At 51.9% G+C, this 17,121-nt stretch carries 16 protein-coding genes; 6 read left to right on the top strand and 10 right to left on the bottom strand.

All coding sequences use genetic code 11. The annotated features are described in order from the left end of the window. Positions 1-81: 81 nt before the first annotated feature. The gene (locus tag AC0YNW_RS07655) at positions 82-1,404 is read left to right on the top strand and encodes a helix-turn-helix transcriptional regulator (protein ID WP_475831436.1); all 1,323 of its coding nucleotides are present in this window, start codon (positions 82-84) and stop codon (positions 1,402-1,404) included. After that, positions 1,379-2,191 carry a WYL domain-containing protein gene (locus tag AC0YNW_RS07650; protein WP_475831435.1) on the top strand — a complete coding sequence of 271 codons (813 nt, stop codon included), beginning with the start codon at positions 1,379-1,381 and terminating at the stop codon, positions 2,189-2,191. Before AC0YNW_RS07655 ends, AC0YNW_RS07650 begins: the two co-directional genes overlap by 26 nt. 72 nt (positions 2,192-2,263) lie before the next feature. Here the strand turns inward: AC0YNW_RS07650 and AC0YNW_RS07645 are convergent, their stop codons facing one another. Beyond that, positions 2,264-3,022, bottom strand: coding sequence for a 4'-phosphopantetheinyl transferase family protein (locus AC0YNW_RS07645; RefSeq protein ID WP_475831434.1), 759 nt, complete (start codon positions 3,020-3,022; stop codon positions 2,264-2,266). Between the two features lie 491 nt (positions 3,023-3,513). Here AC0YNW_RS07645 and AC0YNW_RS07640 point away from each other — a divergent pair, with 491 nt between their 5' ends. From AC0YNW_RS07640 to AC0YNW_RS07630, 3 genes are all read left to right on the top strand, one after another. Beyond that, positions 3,514-4,308 (top strand): hypothetical protein, encoded by a 795-nt coding sequence (locus AC0YNW_RS07640; protein WP_475831433.1) that lies wholly within the window; start codon positions 3,514-3,516, stop codon positions 4,306-4,308. 573 nt (positions 4,309-4,881) lie between these two features. After that, positions 4,882-5,214, top strand: coding sequence for a PadR family transcriptional regulator (locus AC0YNW_RS07635; RefSeq protein ID WP_387478058.1), 333 nt, complete (start codon positions 4,882-4,884; stop codon positions 5,212-5,214). Next, the gene (locus AC0YNW_RS07630; RefSeq protein WP_475831432.1) at positions 5,211-6,575 is read left to right on the top strand and encodes an FtsW/RodA/SpoVE family cell cycle protein; all 1,365 of its coding nucleotides are present in this window, start codon (positions 5,211-5,213) and stop codon (positions 6,573-6,575) included. The genes AC0YNW_RS07635 and AC0YNW_RS07630 overlap by 4 nt, the downstream gene beginning before the upstream one ends. 111 nt (positions 6,576-6,686) lie before the next feature. On the opposite strand, the gene AC0YNW_RS07625 is transcribed toward AC0YNW_RS07630, so the two are convergent. From AC0YNW_RS07625 to AC0YNW_RS07595, 7 genes are all read right to left on the bottom strand, one after another. Further along, entirely contained in the window at positions 6,687-8,666 is a 1,980-nt protein-coding gene (locus tag AC0YNW_RS07625) for an ABC transporter substrate-binding protein (protein ID WP_475831431.1), read from the bottom strand. Positions 8,667-8,819: 153 nt separating this feature from the next. Further along, positions 8,820-9,572, bottom strand: coding sequence for an ABC transporter permease (locus AC0YNW_RS07620; protein ID WP_475831430.1), 753 nt, complete (start codon positions 9,570-9,572; stop codon positions 8,820-8,822). Beyond that, positions 9,573-10,280, bottom strand: a complete 708-nt coding sequence (locus tag AC0YNW_RS07615) for an ABC transporter permease (protein WP_475831429.1) — start codon at positions 10,278-10,280, stop codon at positions 9,573-9,575. Beyond that, a complete protein-coding gene (locus tag AC0YNW_RS07610; protein WP_475831428.1) occupies positions 10,277-11,191 on the bottom strand; it encodes an ABC transporter ATP-binding protein in 915 nt (304 codons plus the stop codon). Before AC0YNW_RS07610 ends, AC0YNW_RS07615 begins: the two co-directional genes overlap by 4 nt. Before the next feature lie 85 nt (positions 11,192-11,276). After that, positions 11,277-12,704 carry a sensor histidine kinase gene (locus tag AC0YNW_RS07605; RefSeq protein WP_475831427.1) on the bottom strand — a complete coding sequence of 476 codons (1,428 nt, stop codon included), beginning with the start codon at positions 12,702-12,704 and terminating at the stop codon, positions 11,277-11,279. Then, positions 12,701-13,375 (bottom strand): response regulator transcription factor, encoded by a 675-nt coding sequence (locus AC0YNW_RS07600; RefSeq protein ID WP_475831426.1) that lies wholly within the window; start codon positions 13,373-13,375, stop codon positions 12,701-12,703. The genes AC0YNW_RS07605 and AC0YNW_RS07600 overlap by 4 nt, the downstream gene beginning before the upstream one ends. Before the next feature lie 226 nt (positions 13,376-13,601). Continuing rightward, positions 13,602-14,312 (bottom strand): polysaccharide deacetylase family protein, encoded by a 711-nt coding sequence (locus AC0YNW_RS07595; protein ID WP_475832175.1) that lies wholly within the window; start codon positions 14,310-14,312, stop codon positions 13,602-13,604. A 125-nt stretch (positions 14,313-14,437) separates the two neighbouring features. Between AC0YNW_RS07595 and AC0YNW_RS07590 the strand changes: the two genes are divergently transcribed. Then, complete coding sequence (locus AC0YNW_RS07590; protein WP_475831425.1) at positions 14,438-15,568, top strand: hypothetical protein; 1,131 nt, start codon at positions 14,438-14,440, stop codon at positions 15,566-15,568. Here the strand turns inward: AC0YNW_RS07590 and AC0YNW_RS07585 are convergent. Together AC0YNW_RS07585 and AC0YNW_RS07580 are read right to left on the bottom strand one after the other, a co-directional pair. Continuing rightward, the gene (locus AC0YNW_RS07585) at positions 15,549-15,716 is read right to left on the bottom strand and encodes a hypothetical protein (protein WP_475831424.1); all 168 of its coding nucleotides are present in this window, start codon (positions 15,714-15,716) and stop codon (positions 15,549-15,551) included. The genes AC0YNW_RS07590 and AC0YNW_RS07585 overlap by 20 nt on opposite strands. A gap of 206 nt (positions 15,717-15,922) precedes the next feature. Beyond that, the gene (locus AC0YNW_RS07580; RefSeq protein ID WP_475831423.1) at positions 15,923-17,101 is read right to left on the bottom strand and encodes an outer membrane protein assembly factor BamB family protein; all 1,179 of its coding nucleotides are present in this window, start codon (positions 17,099-17,101) and stop codon (positions 15,923-15,925) included. Between the last annotated feature and the right edge of the window lie 20 nt (positions 17,102-17,121).

Here is a 17,121-nt window from a genome sequence, read left to right as displayed (position 1 = left end):
GCCTCCATTTCCACCACTCCATCCTTTTGATAGAATAAAGCGTAAACCGTTCAACAATTCAACCAGTGAGGAGATGCTGCTATGGCAAGAGAGAGCTTCGATAAGGAAATCCAGTTTCTACGGCTGCTCGCTCTGACTGGGGATGCGTACAACCGGCAGCAATTCGCCGCCCGACTCGGCATCTCCGTACATACCTATGACAAAACGCTGCGGTACTTGAAGGAAATGATGAACGCCAACCAACAAGGTCTTACGAATGAACAGGGTATAGCATTGACCGAAGCCATCAGGTACAACCACTATGAATCGGCCGACCCGCTGCTGTTGTTTCTATATCGGGCGAAGTCCATTAAAACTTCGGAGAGCGTGCGTCTCACCCTGCTGCTCTCAGCTATGCGCGAGCAAGCGTTAACCGCCATGGAGCTGATGGACCTATGCAGCGATAGCATGCCCGCTGACTATCCGGTTCCCGATGAAAAAACGATTCGCGGGGATCTGAAATATTTGGAGGAGATCGGGGTCATCTACCGTGCAGACGGCAAACGCCCCTACCGCTACCGCGCTTCAACCGAACTTGTAGATGCGCTGTCAGATGACGAATTAATCGATCTCTATGATTATGTTGATATATTAGCGAATACGCAGATCCCATCCGTACAGGGCTATCTGCTGCGGGATACGCTTAAGAAAGCGCTGCGGCTAAGAGGGCTTGAGACGGACATCACTGAGTCGCATGTGTACAAATACCACTACCATTCCCGCATTCTGGACGAGGCGCATCTCTATACGATCTATCAAGCGATCGAGGCAAGGCGCAAGCTGACTTTCCTCTATCTGTCACCAAAGAAGGAGAAGCGATACGCTGCCAAAAACACGAATCCGCTCTTCGAGCGTGAATCGGAAGGCTTGCTTCTGACCGTCCTGCCGCTCCGTGCGATCTATGACCATCAGTATGGCAGATGGTATTTAATCGCCCATGGCAAGCAAGGCGTCATGAAATTCCGTATGGAAGGATTAACGGGCGTGGAATTAAGCGATGCCGTAGCAGAAGAAGAATTCAATATACGGCTTGCCCATGCCGAGAAGCAGTTGCAGCAAAGCTGGGTGATCGATTCTATGAAGCCGATTCCCGTCAAAGCGCGCTTCTTCCGGCCGGAGGGCTCAGCCCATGATTTTGTCCGGGAGCGTGTAGAGTCGCAGGGGCAGTGGGGGACGATTACAGAGGAGTCGGAGACAACCTTTATCTATCAGATTATCGTGAATGGCATAACGGAGATCAAGCCTTGGCTCAGGAGCTTCGGCTCCAGCTGCGAGGTTCTCGCCCCCTTATGGCTGCGCAAGGAATTCATCGCGGAATGGAAGGAGATCCAGTCGTATTATGAACCCATTCGAGAAGATCTTTAACTATCAAATTCTATCGCGTCTGGATGAGAGCGGCGCATTCGCCCTTACCTCTCAGGAGCGGATATGGCTCAAATCCATGCTTGAGCTGGATGCAGCCGGGCATGCCTTTACGCCGGAAACGCTGGATAAGCTGAATGCTCTGCTGCAGAACGAGGCTCCCTTCCATCTTCAGCGCATCATTGTCGAGAAGGGCCGGAACAAGGATCGGCATGTGTACCATCCCCTGCTGCGCCAGCTTCGACGCTACATCATACAGGGTCAAGGCATGAAGCTGACTACCACACTGAAGCATGGAGGACAGAAAACCGACCAGACCGGTATTCCTTACAAGCTGGAGTATTCCATGGTGAAACGGGAGTGGTACCTGCTATGGTACGGCACAAGGCAGCATAACCTCATGTCGACCAAGCTTCGCAATATTGTCGAGCTGCATCCGTGGGAGCTGCCGGTAGAGCGTACAGCAGCAGCCAGAACAAAACTTCTCCTACTGATGGAGGCGCGCAAGCGGACGGCACTCGTCGAGGTCAATCCGCTGTACAATGCGGAGCTGTCCCGTATCCTGTCAGCCTTCTCCTGCTTTGATAAGAATGTGTCCTATGAGGAAGCAACGGATACGTACCGCATCCATATTCAGCATCTCGCGGACGAAAGCGAATTTTTGCTTTCCAAAATCCGTTTTCTGGGGCTCCGTGTCAAAGTGATTGACCAAGACTATATGAGAAGACGGATGCTGGAGGCCTCCACGAAGGCACTCATGAGATATGAAGCAAGCGAGCCTCTCCCTTAACGGGCAGAGGCTCTTATTCATTGAATGATCCATCAAGTCAAAGCCCGATATGCCAGCTATCGCTGCTCCTCTTCAGATAATCCCCTTCGACCAGTCCAACTCCAGCATCATGCGAAGCTCATCGAAGCTCCATCTTTTCACATTCGGAGGAAAACGATCAGCCTCAGAGCAAGCCGCCAGCTTATGATGCTCATCCAGCTCGTACGTCCTGAAGAAACAATGCTCGCCCTCTGGCTCCAACGTTATACTGCGATCTTCATTCACCATAATGGAGAAGGAATGAAGCGGAATAGAGAGCCCCTCCCCCTTGCACTTAATATAGCTTTCCTTGAGTGTCCACAATTCGTAGAAGTGCGGCAATCGCTCCCCGTGGTTATAGGACATCAGCCGCTGATATTCCCGTTCGGACAGAAACGATTCCGCAATATTCATATCAATGGGCTTAATCTCCTCCACATCAATGCCCACAGGGGCTTGGCTTACGAATACCGCCACCCATTCTCCTGAATGAGAAACGTTAAAATGGAAGGAGCCATGGCTGACTAATGACGGCTTGCCGTACTCATTTTTCGCAAAACGAATATGTTCATTGCCCAGCCCAAGCCGGCTCACAATTGCAGCACGCACAAGCGCTTCGCCCAGCAGTGTCCGGTATGCATCCTTCAGAAACCGCAGCTTCTTTACTCTCCCCCTCTTCTCCTCAGATACTTGATTAAGCAGCCAGTTATAATCATCCATCCCCATTACGGATGGTATGTTTAATACAATGATTTCAACGTTCAACTTGTCAAACACCCCCCGCTCGATGTCGGCCTTTGGACATATATCCATTACACATGTCCCACCCCTATCGTAGTGAATGCATCCGACTTTTGTAAGGGAGATTTTTGTGAGAATTGGGGGAAATTTCAATCATTTTGCATGAATTAGTCATTTTAGCGGTTGAAAATGGCATTGTATAGGAGGTATGCTAATAACGTTTTTTTATAACTGTTTTTTGAAAAGGAGGGAGTGCTTTCGCGTATTCGGATTGCACGGTCCATACCATCAGGGGGAGTCCAACATAATGTATAAACCATGCCGATCATTCCAGCTATGCTCGAATCTGATGATTGAAGGAGGTATACAAGATGTTCCCTGCTTCGCCGGCCTATGTCCCGGTACTCTTACACGTAAAATGGTTCATTCGGGACCATGACTGGACACCGCAGGCTATTTCTCGCGTTATAACCCCTACGTTTCTCTTTTGGCTAGGTTTTACCCTGTTTGTACTGTTAATCATTTCTTTAAGCACCCCTTATTTTAACCGCCATCCATGGAGCATGGCCATCGACCGTTTTATGAACCGGCTTAAGCCCCATATGCTTACCGTCCTTCGTGTTGGCCTTGGCATCGGGCTGATTATGCAGCTGGCCACTGGCACTTACCTGGCGCCGACGCTTGTATCCAATGACCCCGGCGTCTATGTCATCCTTACGATCGCCATATTAGGACTGGTGCACAAGCGAACGCTCGTCATAAGCGGGGCCGCTATTCTTACGCTTTACCTTATCGTTTCACGTCAATATGGATTGTTTCATGCGTTCGACTATATGTTTTACCTCGGCATCATCTACACATTGTTCGTTGCGAATACCCGCTTTCACTACACCTACCCCATCGTACTCTATCTCTTCTCGGGAATCTCGCTCGCTTGGCTGGCGATGGAGAAATTCACGCTCGCCAAGCTCGCTTGCTCGCTGATGCATGAATACGGCATTCCTTCTTTAGGTTTTACGGTAGAAGATTTTGTCTTGATCAGCGCCTTTATTGAAATCGGACTGGCTTGGGCTTTTATAGCCGGCTTGTTGAACCGATTCAGCGCGCTTATGTTAACGGGTCTCTTCCTGACGACTACAATGATATTCGGCGTAACCGAAATCATCGGCCATGCCGTTGTCCACACGCTTCTCCTTGTTTTCATCATCGGCGGCAGAGACGCCTCCACAACGCTTCATCGCCTTGTGCCTAACGCCATACTGCGGCATACGAGCGTGCTTGTATCGTTCGCGCTGCTATTATTCGGCCTCATGGCGATCTACGTCTGGATGGGACAGCCGAGTGGCTGGTTCGTCTAACGACGCTCCATTCATTCTGTCATCGTATGCCAACAAACTTTCATTCATGAAGCGGATGTTCATTCCTCTAGCGTATAAGTGCAACCGAAAGTCTCAGAATGGTGAACTTCATGCCAAATGACTCTCCTTGCGGCGTCTTCATTCGCACGCCCTCCATCTCTGGCCTGGCGCACAAGATGCAGCCAAAACCCCGGACAGGCAGCCGCCTTGGCGAAGGAATCATTCGTCGGCGGCTGATTATTCCTGTAGAAGTGAGCGAGCGGTGTCCGCGAATTTATTCGCATCGGATAAAGCCGGTAATCGCTCGATCATACCCGATCCCTCCATCTGCCGGATCGGGTTCATTCTTGTCAAAACAACTTTGCAGGCAAAGATATGCTAACAGGAGCGCCAGCTCCCTCCTAACTGTTGATGCCCCCGCCCTCCGGTTCGATCAGCTCCAGACATGTTCCTCTTGCTATAAGATACAGTCACCGTATTCTGACTTGAAATCTCTTTAACATGGTTATATACTTATACCTAGATATTCGATGCATTGAAAATATAGGTGTAGGAGGGAGATAAGACGTCACCATGAAAATTAACAAGGAATTGATGAAAGGAAGCACCGTCATCCTGATTCTGTCGTTGCTTGGCCGGAAGGATATGTACGGCTATGAAATGACGAAGGAAATCGAACGGAGCTCGGCCAATGTGTTCACCTTCAAGGAAGGTACGCTGTACCCGATTCTGCATACGCTTGAGGTGGAGCGCATGGTTGAGGCCTATTGGAACGAGGAAGGCGGGCGAAAACGCAAATATTATCGCATCACAGAGGAAGGACGGCGCCAGCTGGAGGAGAAGCATAAGGAATGGACGCTGTTCCGCACAACGGTAGACCGCGTAATCGGGGAGGGCAGCCTATGACCGGCCATATTGCCAGCCACCCTCTGGTTGTCACTTACATAGAAGAAATTTGCGCACATGTGAGAGCCAGAGATGTGCATGAGGATATCAAGCTGGAGCTGCTTGGGCATCTCACTGAACGAATCGAAGAGCTGATGGAAGCCGAGTCATTATCCGAGGAAGAAGCCATCAAGGCAGCTGTTAAGCAAATGGGCGACGCCAAGCAGGTGGGCGTTGGCCTTAATGCCGCGCATAAGCCGAAGCCGGAATGGAGCGTTATCGGCATTATCGCGGCTATGATTGGCATTGCGTTGTTTACAATTTTATTCGCCTTGCCGGAATCGACGCAAGTCAGCACATTTATTTACTCAAAGGTAGTTTTTAGTATAATAGGAGTCCTCTTGCTGGTTGTACTCTACTTCGCTAACTATCGCAAGCTGTTGAAGTTGTCGTGGCCCCTGTATTGGGTAACTATCCTATTGATGGCATTTGCCCAACTGTACGGGCCTCAAATTAATGGTTCGAGACAATGGATCTTAATAGGTAACGTAGGGTTTAATATCTTTTCCCACTCTCCTTATTTGCTCATCATAGCACTTGCAGGCATTCTCTATAGGCAAAAGGAAAACGCAAGGCCTGGTGCAAGCCTTGGTCGATACAGTCAATTCATTAAAGGAATAAAACAACTTGTTACCTTTATCCTGATACCAGCCTATTTGTACATAGGCGCTCCTGGGCTGGCTCAGCTCATTGTATATTCTTTCAGTTTGATCATCCTGCTCATTCTCTACAGAAAACTTCGGTTTCTATGGATGTCTATCGCTACACTGGCAACAGGTATATTTCTTGTTCTTTGGAATGATTTGAACCCTTATCGCTTGCATTATATTTGGCAGCGAATTGCAGGATTATGGGGGCAAGAAACCAATTCCAATTACCAAACCGTACGCTCCATCGAAGCCATCCAATCTGGCGGCATGTGGGGACAAGGACTAGGCGCGCCCTATACACGTTTACCGTTTTCTCACAGCGAAATGATGTACTCCTACCTCGTCTACAGCCTCGGCTGGGTATTCGGAGCTGCGATTGCCCTTCTGATCCTGGCTTTTATCGTTCGTATTGTCCGCATGGGCTTCAAGACTAACGATTTCTACGGAAGAGGCCTTGTCATCGGCTTATGCGCCGTGTTCGGCATTCGTCTCTTCTGGAATTTGCTCATGTGTCTCGGTTTGTTGCCAATCATGGGCATTGAATTGCCGTTCCTGCATCTCAGCTCCGTATCCGTCCTGGAATTCGCCTTGGTCGGTCTTATGCTCAGCGTGTATAGGCGCAAGGATATGGCGGGCAGTTCCGCCACCCTGCAATCGTCGACTCCGACCTGAAACGACGTGCAAAACAAAAAGGAATTTGCTCCTATCGGAAGGCGAAGCTCTGTTGCTAGGGCAACCTCTTCCCTCCATATGGACAAATTCCTTTTTGTTAATCAGACGGCTTTATTGCTTTTTCGCCAGCAATAACGAAGTGATTTTTTGCAGCTGCATCTCCAGGGAGAACGGATCTTCCATGACGAACTCGTCGCCAGACTGGCCGTATACATAGACATTGCCTTTTTTGACCGCCTCGGCACTTTTCCATACCGCGCTATCCATAATTTCTTTCGCATCCTCTGGCGTATTGATATAGACAAATACATGATCGCCCAGATATTCCGGCAGAGCCTCGAGGGATATGCTAGCAAAACCTTCAGGCATGTTTTTAGCTTGCTCCGTTGGAGGCAAGTCCATCATTTGATAGATGGTAGAGCTGCCATAGTTGCCTCCTTCTGCAGCCAGTACATAAAGTCCCTTGTAAGCAAACTGCACAACCGATACCGTCTCGCCTTCTTTGATCACGCCGGCGACTTGCTCCTTTGCTTCGGCTACTTCCTGCTCATAGCTTTTGACCCACTCATCAGCTTCCTGCTCTTTGCCGAATATTTTGGCAATATTTTTAAACTTTTCAATCGGGCCAGCCGTCGACAGCTCTTCCCAGTAAGGGAGAAATACAGTTGTGCCGATTTTTTGATACTGCTCGATATTGTCTTCGATAGAACCGATAATGAGATCTGGCTCAAGCATAATAAGCTTCTCCGGGTTCATCGGGAAGTCGCCCAGATTTTCAATCTTGGAGAGAATCTCGTCGGTTAAGCCTGCCTTCTCCATCCAAGCTTCATCCAGCATCTCTTCCCTTACACCAATAGGAATAATGCCGAGTTTAACCAAGTGGCCCATATATTGATCCGCCGCAACGCGCTGGGGATTGAACGGAACCTCAACATCGCCTTTCAGCGTAGATACTGTTCTTGTCTCCTTCTGTTGGGCTGGATTCTTCTGCTCTTGCTGTTCTTGATTACTTGTCTGCGAATTCACAGCCGTTCCGGAATTCGCCGTATTATTGGCAGCGCTGGAACACGCGCTCAATAACAATGTAATGCACAGCATAACCGTCATTGCTGTTAATTTAAAGCTCTTATACATGGACTTACTCACATCTCCCTTTAATTGATAATGATTATCACCCTCAAACACACTATAGCGGTTTGAGCGTTTTGGGAGAATAGCAATTTTTGATCTGTTGTATAGCAAATCTTCATCAAGCTGAACGCTCTTCCGTTCTCTGAACAGGGCGGGCGATACCCCTTTGTAACGTTTGAAGCTGCGGCTAAGCGTAAAACCGTCCGGGTATCCGACCTGCTCGGCGATCTGTTGCAGCGTAGCATTCGATTGCAGGAGCAGCCGGCTGGCATGCTCGATTCTAACCTTGCCCAAATAATGGATCGGGCTCATATTCAGCTGCTCCTTGAACTGCCTGGATATATACCCGGCGCTATAGCCTGTCGCTGTCGAGATCGAATCCAGAGAGATTGGCTCATAATAATGATCATGCATATAGTTCCGCACGTGAGCAAGCAGATCGGGCTTGATGACCGTCGTATTGTCTTCCTCCAATTGATCCATCAACTCGACAACAAATTGATACATGGACGATTTGACCTGCAGCCTGTGCCAGGAATGGCTGGACTGCCAATGATTGAACATGCCTTCTGCAAGGTTGTATAGAGGCAGCGGATGGCTGGGCTGGATCGCATAGTGGTCATAGAATGGATTCTGTTTGTGCCACAGCTGCATAATATCAGCCCTGAAGGTGAACGGCAGTATCGCTTTGTACATGATCATGTAGTATTCAAAATCGTCTAAAGCCTCAATGCTTATCGCCAGCCCCTTGCCGCCATGCAGCAGTTGAAAGCTGCTCGCCTTATGCCGCTCGCCGCCCAAATCAATATAAGCCGATCCATTAATGGCAAAGATGTATGAATGGGCTGGCAAGTGATAAAGGGGCAGCGTTTGGCCCCTCTCCATCCTAATATGCCGAATGTCCAATATTTTGATATAGGCATAATTCCACATTAACAGGTGCTTGTCTCTATCGATCACGAGAAAGGCTCCTTCCTGATTAGTTGTATAAGAAAATGACGGTGTTATGCCGCATCTCAGTGAGAATGATTATCAATATCTTTCAATGTCCAGTCTAAATGAAAAAGAGAAGCTTTTCAATGATGAATTGAAAAGCTTCTCTATGAAAACATCTTATATCTCCTTGCGCTGCATATAAGCCAGGCCCCCAAGCAGAAACACGCCAAAGCTTCCTCCGATTGTGATGAGCACATTTTCAAACGGCAATGTAAACGCCCCGAAGTCCATGCCTCCGCCGTTGACTGACAGCATCGCTAGTGCAGGCTGAGCCCACGGGTAGAACGGACCGTAATCTGCGGAGTTCACGATCAGTATATTCGGCAGCGTAAACGCCACATTGATAGCAAGCGGAGCGGCAAAGCTGCTCCAGCCGATAGAAGCCCACAGCTGCAAAGCCGCAAGCGGCAGGCAGGCTATCCATCCGCTGAGGAGTGAAGGCCACGCGATTGCCCAGTCTACACCGCCCGATATGTCATGATAATAGGTTGCCAGAACCAGCGCAGCCACAATCAACAGCTGCGTAATAGCCAGTAACACGGCTACCGTCACGAACTTCGCCATATACAGCCCCGTCCTCGTTACGGGAAGTGACAGCATGCTCTTCCATCCGCCGCCCCCATGCTCGAAGCGGCATACGAACGAAGCGAAGATGCCGGTCAGAATCGGGAGCAGCAGCATGGCGTGGAGCGTAAGCACGGCCGATTGAAGCACGGCATACTGCTCTGCAGCGGTCGTGCCGTCAAGCGATGCAAGCAAGCCGATAACAAGACCGATCACCGGGCTAATGGGAACAAGCAGCCAGATTGGGGAGCGCCCCAGCTTTAGCCGCTCGGAGGCCAGCAGCCCCATAAAGGATTTCAGCTTCATCTAGTTCACATCCCTTCTCGCAAAATGAACCGTTCCCGCAAGCAGCACAATGAATCCGCCCAGAGCCCCTGCCGCCAAAAAAATCTCTTGCTGCTGCGCCTTATAGGCAAGCAGCGGCCAGGTGAGGGGAAGCCATTCTGCGATGGCGAACATGGACAAGACGGCGAGCACGACGCCAAGCGTAATGGGAATCGCCTGATTGCGGAGTGTCAGGCACATCCAGAGCAGCAAGGCCAGGAGCGGCAGCGCTGCGATGAACGGGTAGAAGCCCAGCTTGGCAAGATCAGCCAAAGGGAGCGGCGAGCCGAAGCCAAGTCCCAGTCCAAGCGCCGCACTCCCGAGCGCAAGCAGCATGCAAGACACGCCGAGCATAATAACGGTAACTGCAAACTTGGAGAAAAATACAGCCGTCCGCGAGATAGGCAGCGCCAGAAGCTGCTTCCACGAGCTTGTATGATGCTCGATATTCGCGATAAGCGAGCATAGAATTGTAATGCCCATCAGCAGGGCTATCGGCACAAAAACAGCAATACTGTCAAGCAAGCCGCCCCATAGGTCGTCCGCATAACTTTTCTTCAAGTAGTCGTAGCGCAAGCCGAAATTAAGCGCCTGCATCGCGACAAGGCCGACGGGACCGAGACAGACGAGAAACCAGAGACCCTTTCCCTTAAGTTTGAGCCAATCGGAACGCATGGCTTTCAGTATCATAAGCTCCGGCCCTCCCCGACAATGCGCAGGAAGAGCTCCTCCAGCGACTTCCGTCTCTCCTCCACCCGATAGACAGCATGACCGCTTGCTACCAATTCCCTGACTGCCTTCGCGACATACTCGTCATCCGTTCTCCCGATTGTTAGCAATGAGCCGTCATGCTCCGATTGGATGCCGCTGCGCGCCAACACCCGCATCGCCTCCATTGAATCGGATACGCGCAGCGCCATCTTGCCTTGCGCTTGCTCCTGCAGGCCTGCCATGGAGTCCTGGAACACCATCTCGCCTTGGCGGATAATACCTACCGTATTCGCCATTTGCTCCACCTCGCTGAGCAGATGACTGGAGATCAGCACCGTAATGCCATGCTCGCGCGGCATCGCCTTAATCAGCTCGCGAATCTCCAATATGCCCGCAGGGTCCAGGCCGTTGGTCGGCTCATCCAGCACCAGCAGCTCCGGGCTGCCGAGCAAGGCGCTAGCGATGCCGAGCCGCTGCTTCATGCCGAGCGAGAACCCTTTGACCGGCCGCTTCGCTTCCTTCGCCAAACCGACAATGCCCAGCACCTCGCTAATTCTGTTCTTCGGCGCATCAATAATTCGGCGAATGGCCTCCAGATTGTCCGTTGCGCTCAGATGCCCGTAATAGGACGGGTATTCGACCAAGGAGCCTACTCTTCTAAGAATGTGCATACGATTGCGGCGCAGCGGCTGTCCGAAGATTTGAATATTCCCCCCGCTTGGCTGAATCAAGCCAAGCAGCATCCGTATGGTCGTCGTTTTGCCCGCTCCGTTCGGTCCGAGAAAACCGAATATTTCCCCTTTGCCGATCTTCAAATTCAAGTTGGAGACGGCATAACGTCCTTTATATCTCTTGCTAAGACCGCTCGTCTCGATAATCCATTCCTTCATCTCCATCACCTCGACTTCCAGCATACCGGCGCCAGGTTAAAAGAAGAGACGGCCAAGTTTAAATTTGGTTTAAAAAAAGCCGGCATCAGCCCCCGGCTTCATCACTTGTATGAGATTCATAGATTAAGATACGCGTCCCTTGCTCCAAGCTATCCCGCTGCCACGAAAGCCCCATCTCCCGCAGCAAATACTCCACGATCGCAAGCCCAATGCCTGCTCCCTTGGCCGCATCATGACCGTTACCTGCATCAAGGCCGGGCCCCCGGTCTTCAATGATAAGAACCGTCTGGCCGTTGCGCTGGCCCAGACCGATCCCGACATAACGGCCTTCGGCAGCATGCCGGACCACATTCTGGAACAGATTATCCAGTATGCGGCGGAAGCCCTCGCGGTCCACACTCCAGATAAGAGGTTCCTCTGGCAGCCTGATATCCGCCTCAATCCCTGCATTCTCCCATACCGGGTACCAGGATGCAGCGCTCTCGCGCGTCAGCCGCAGCACATCCTGTGGCTCCAGCGACAGCTGGTATCGCCCGCTGGTCATAAGCGTGTACGACAACAGATTATCGATCAGGCCTCCGAGCCCTTCCGTCTTTTGCTCCAGAACGGTTACCGCTTCCTTGCCCTTGCCGGTTAACGGTTCGTTCTTGAGCGTATAGAGATGCCCTCTCATCACCGTCAGCGGCGTTCTTAGGTCATGCGACAAATTCGAGATAAGCCGCTTGCGCAGCTCCTCCTCCTCCGCTTGCCTGATTCGGCCTTCCTTCAACTGCTCCACCATGCCATTAAAGGCGGACTCCAGGCCGCCGATCTCATCCTGCCGCTTCTCCTCTACAGGAGCAGGCAATCCATGCTCATCCTTCAGCGACATGGCTGCCTGCAGCGCCAGAAGACGCTTGCGGATATGCATGAAGAACAGCAGCGATACCGCCGCCAGAAAGGCAAACATCAGAAAGATAAAGCCAACGATGAATGGTGTGCCCGACGCAGAGCCGGTGGACGCATGAAGTTCACTTCGCGGCAATTGCAGCACCATAAAGGCGGTATCAGCGTTCTCCTTACCCAGGAAGGAGACAACGGTGAACGGATCCCCGTTAATGCTCGCTTTCATGAACCGGATTGCACCATCCACTGTCCACTGCTCTCCTCCCGCAGCTCCCTCCGGGAGCTCCAGCCGGGTTCTGCCCTCCCGGTCGACCCAGAAAAGCGTGGCGTCCGGATAGTTGATCGCCAACGCGTGCAGACGGTCGTTGATCTCAGCGTACGACAAGCCGTCCATCCTTCTTGCTTCGGCATGCCATGCGGACTCTACTTCGCTCGCACCCCCGTACTTCATCTCTCTTGTCGCATCAGGGTCCATCGCCACCTGCGCGAGCATGTAAAGCACGCTAGCGAGCGGAATGATAATCGGAATAAACAGAAACGCCCCCAGCACGATAAACAGGTACCGAGTAAGCAAGGATTGCCGCGACAGCCAGCCCCGCTTTCTGCCCTGAGCCTGGCGGCCGCTCACGCCCTCACCCGATAGCCGATGCCTCGCACCGTTTCGATGATCTCGGGGGCGGCCGGCTCTCTCTCAATCTTCTCGCGCAAATAGCGGATATGAACCATCAGCGTCTTATCCCCGTCGAGATATGGCTCCCCCCATACCGCCTCATAGATTTGTTCCTTCGTCATAATCTGATTCAAATGCCTCAGCAAATAATGGAATATATGAAACTGCTTGCCGGTAAGCCCGATCTCCTCGCCCGTATCCTGATTTACGATCCGATTCTCCCGTTCATAGATCAGCAAATGCTTAACGACTAGACATTCAGGCGCCGCCGAACCGGAGCGGCGCAGCAACACTTCAATGCGGGCGGTCAGCTCATCCGGATGGAATGGCTTCGTGACATAATCGTCCGCGAATTGCAGTCCTTGCAGCTTATCGTCAATGGCCGTCCTGGCCGACAGCAGCAGAATAGGCAGCGCGGGCAGCGATTTCTTCAGCCTCTGTCCCACTGTAAATCCATCCAGTCCCGGCAGCATAACGTCCAGAATAACCAGGTCGCAATTCGGCGCTTCATCAAGCGCCCGTTCCCCGCTCCGCAACCACTTCACTTCATAACCGCGGTCCTCCAGATGTCCGCTTACGAATTCCCCAATCTCCCGATCATCCTCTATGTACAGCAAAGTCGCAGACACTTGCTCTCTCCCCCCAGCAATGCGTAATGCACTTGTCAGCTTGTCATCAAGCTTGACCGATCTCGTCTATGGTAATTATCGCTATGTCTATCATCGTGTTAGTCCCTCCTTCATCATACCATGGGCATTGTCATTCTCGCACATCGCCTCCCTTGCCATCAGTCTCCAGCTTTCATCACGGCCCATACGAAAAAACCCGGCGTTTCCGCCGGGCCCTCCGCTTGCGCTACTGAATTACATGAGGCACTTGATCATAACCAATCAATTCGGATACGGTTACGAACCGGAAGCCTCGCTCCTTCAGCTCAGGCAAGATTTGCTTTAGTGCAGACACCGTCTGGGACTTCCCGCCCACAAAATCATGGAAGAGAATGATATCTCCGTTCCTTGCATTACGAAGCACCTTGTTCACAATCTTATGTACGCCGGGCCGCTTCCAATCCTCCGTGTCCTGATGCCAGGACCATAATACGACCTGATAGTGAAAAGCCTTCGCCGCATCAATCAGCCGGTCGCTGTAATAGCCGCCTGGAGGACGGAATAAGGCCGGTTTTTGCCCTGTAATACGCGTAAGCGTCTCCTCGGTTTGCTCGATTTCCTTCTTCATGGCGTCCAGAGAAGAGTGATTATTGAAAAAAGGATGATTAAACGTATGATTCGCCAGCTCGTGTCCTGCTTCCACCTCTTGTTTCACGATATCTGGATAGCGCTCCGCATGTTTTCCAATAATAAAAAACGTGGCTTTCGCATCGTATTCCGCCAGCAGCTTCAAGATTTCAGGCGTATCCTCGGGGCTAGGTCCATCGTCGAACGTGAGAGCGATCACCTTCTCCTCCGTTGGAACTTCCCAGACGATCTCGCCTCTTGTCTCATAATATTTCCGCTCCTTCGCACCTGCTGCCGGGCTTGCGTTGGAAGTCGAAGACATCATCAGCATAACGCAGCATAGAGCCGCAGCCGCTTTCCATTTCACCCTACTCACTCCTACTCGTCGATTCAAGATGCCTAACGAGTAGATTGCCTTGTTCAGCGCAAAACTATACTTTACAAAGGAGAATGATCATGAACCGTTCATTGCAAAGCTTACAATCCGTGGCGCGGAAAGCCGCCTTATTCGCTTTTCTCTCCGTCATCATCGGCCTGGCCTACTCTGCCAATTATGCAATAGCTGCGCCTTCCCGCGCAGAGCTGCATGTCCGGTCCTCCCCCGATGCCCGGCATGAATCCGTCAAGCCTCTGCCGCCCACGCTGCTGGACGGAGCGATGAGCATTGGGAGCGGGCCGCAAACTGCCTCCGATCTCTATCTTTCGATCCCTCAGGCTAAAGGGAGCAGTACCCTGGTCTATACCGTAGATACACTTGGCAATCTCCACCGTGAAGACGGACAAATCCTTCTCATGCGGCCTGCAGCTCGCAGCAAGCTCCTGCATGAGGCCCGGCAGTTGCGCACCCAGCATTATGGCGAGCTGCTTCCATGGCAGGAAGCGAAATCGGTCATTCCGCGAAAAGCCAACCTGACAGTCGTCGATCTGGAGACCGGCCTTCGCTTCAACGCCCAGCGCAGAGCCGGGAGCAGCCATGCGGATGTGCAGCCTTTGACCAAAGCAGACAGCGAGACAATGAAGGAAATCTACGGCGGCAAGTGGAGCTGGCACCGAAGGGCGATCCTTGTCATTGCAGGTGGCCGTACGCTCGCTGCTTCCATGCATGGCATGCCGCATGGCGGAGACGGCATTCCGGACAATGGCTTTAGCGGTCACTTCTGCATCCACTTCCAGGGCAGCGCCACGCATGGCAAAGGGAATATCGATCTGGGCCACCAGCTTATGGTCGCCAAGGCATCGGGGACGCTTGAACCCTTTATAAGCGCGCTTGATCCGTATGATACGGTCAATGCGTTCTTCCTGGCCAATGAATACGGTGATCGGGCGCTCATGCGCAGCGTTTTTGCCAACAGTCTGTCTCCCCAAGCGAATACCAGACACTTCGGCGTAGAGGAAGCCGCTATTCGCCATCAGTTTATACAACCTGAGGATATTCCAGACACGGCGCTGGCGGCTGACATCCCGGTTGAGACTTGCCAGGCGCGCGGAGGCCGATGCGTGAACAAGTCCGTGAGCGTATTTCATCTGGGAAGACTATCTCCGCTTGATGCATGGAGAATTGATGGCATTACAGGGTCGCAGCAATAGGAGCAACAATGCTCGTATCGCTTTCTTCTCTCGCCTTCTCTAATCCCGCAATCGCAAATGCGCCGGAGATGACCAGTACCAGAGCCGAGAAAATAAGCAAGCTGTCCGATAAGGAAATCTCCGGCTCGGAGACTTTTTTCTTAGCCATAACGCCATTACCTTCCCTTCACAGAAATGATACTTACCGCCAGCATATGTACGGGCGAATGCCCGCTGCACGGCGTACGCCTATTGTGATATGGAAAAACGGCCGCCTCCCTGATTGGAAGACAGCCGCTCTAACGGTAAAACCTTAAGTTTAATCATTATTTCAATTAAAGAGCTACTCATCCTAACCTTCTACTTCCAGATGTCTTAATGCAACGCAAAAACAAAACCGTCTTGTGAAGCGTAATAAATCACGCCGTCCCCGATGGCTGGCGATGATAGAATAGGCGCCTTGGTCCCGTCGAAACGCCATAGCTCCTGACCGGATTCCATGTCTATGGCATAGAACGCATCAATACCCAGTGAATTATCGGTGTACGCCGAGCCGAAGTAGGCAATCTTGCCAGCGATGGACGGCGAACCAAATACCCTGCTGGGCAGCCGGAAATCAAGGTGATGCTCGCCGCCGAGCCGTTTGAATATATGCACCACCTTGGCATCGGAAGAGCCAATGGTGACATATTCCTCGCTCACGGCAGCTGACGAGCCGAGCCAGGAGCCGCTCGGCGAGCGATAGCTCCACAGCTGCTTGCCGGTATTGGCATCCGTCGCATAGACATATTGGTCCCGGGAGCCGTAATACAGTACGCCGTCCTTATAGGCAAGCCCTCCGTGTATCGATCCGTGCGTCACCGACCACACCAGCTCGCCAGTCTTGCGATCCAGCGCTGTCACCTTGCCCTGATTGTCAGCGGCATAGACCCGGTCCTCGGTCACAACCGGCTTCCCATGTACGGTAGACTCCAGCGCATACGACCAAAAAACCGAACCGTCCTTGCGGTCAATCGCATAAAATAAGTTGCCTTCCGAACCCACATACAGCGTATCGCCATCCATAGCGGCCGAGCTATAATAGTAATCCCAGTAGTCTTTGTTCTTCTCTGCAAATTGATTATCCAGCTCCACCGACCATGCCTGCTTCCCTTCTCGCGTATCCAAAGCATACAAATTGGACTTCCCGTCCAGAAAGTAGACATATCCGCCTGCCACAAATGCAGAGGAGCGTATGGCGCCCTGCGCCTGGAACGTCCATATCTCGCTCCCATCGTCGGTATTCAGCGCATAGAACGCCCCCGCTTCATCCCCGATATATAACGTCTCTCCCGCCAGAACCGGGGAGCTGTTTGTCTTCCCTCCCAGCTGCATGCGCCACTTCTCGCCCGTCAGCTCCGGCAAACCGCTCACCTCGAATACGCCTGTATTATGCAAATCTCCCCGATACTGCCCCTTCGCTCCGTCTTGCACAGCCGATTCGCCGCCAGCCTTTGCGCAGCCCGCAGCAAGCGTCGCGCACATCGCCAGTATAACCAACCACTTCTTCGCCATCGGTATCCCTCCATCGTCAT

It is taken from the genome of Paenibacillus sp. J31R120 (assembly GCF_056269225.1).
The sequence above is the reverse complement of the archived record's forward strand: the minus strand, read 5'-3'. Positions and strand labels throughout refer to the sequence as shown.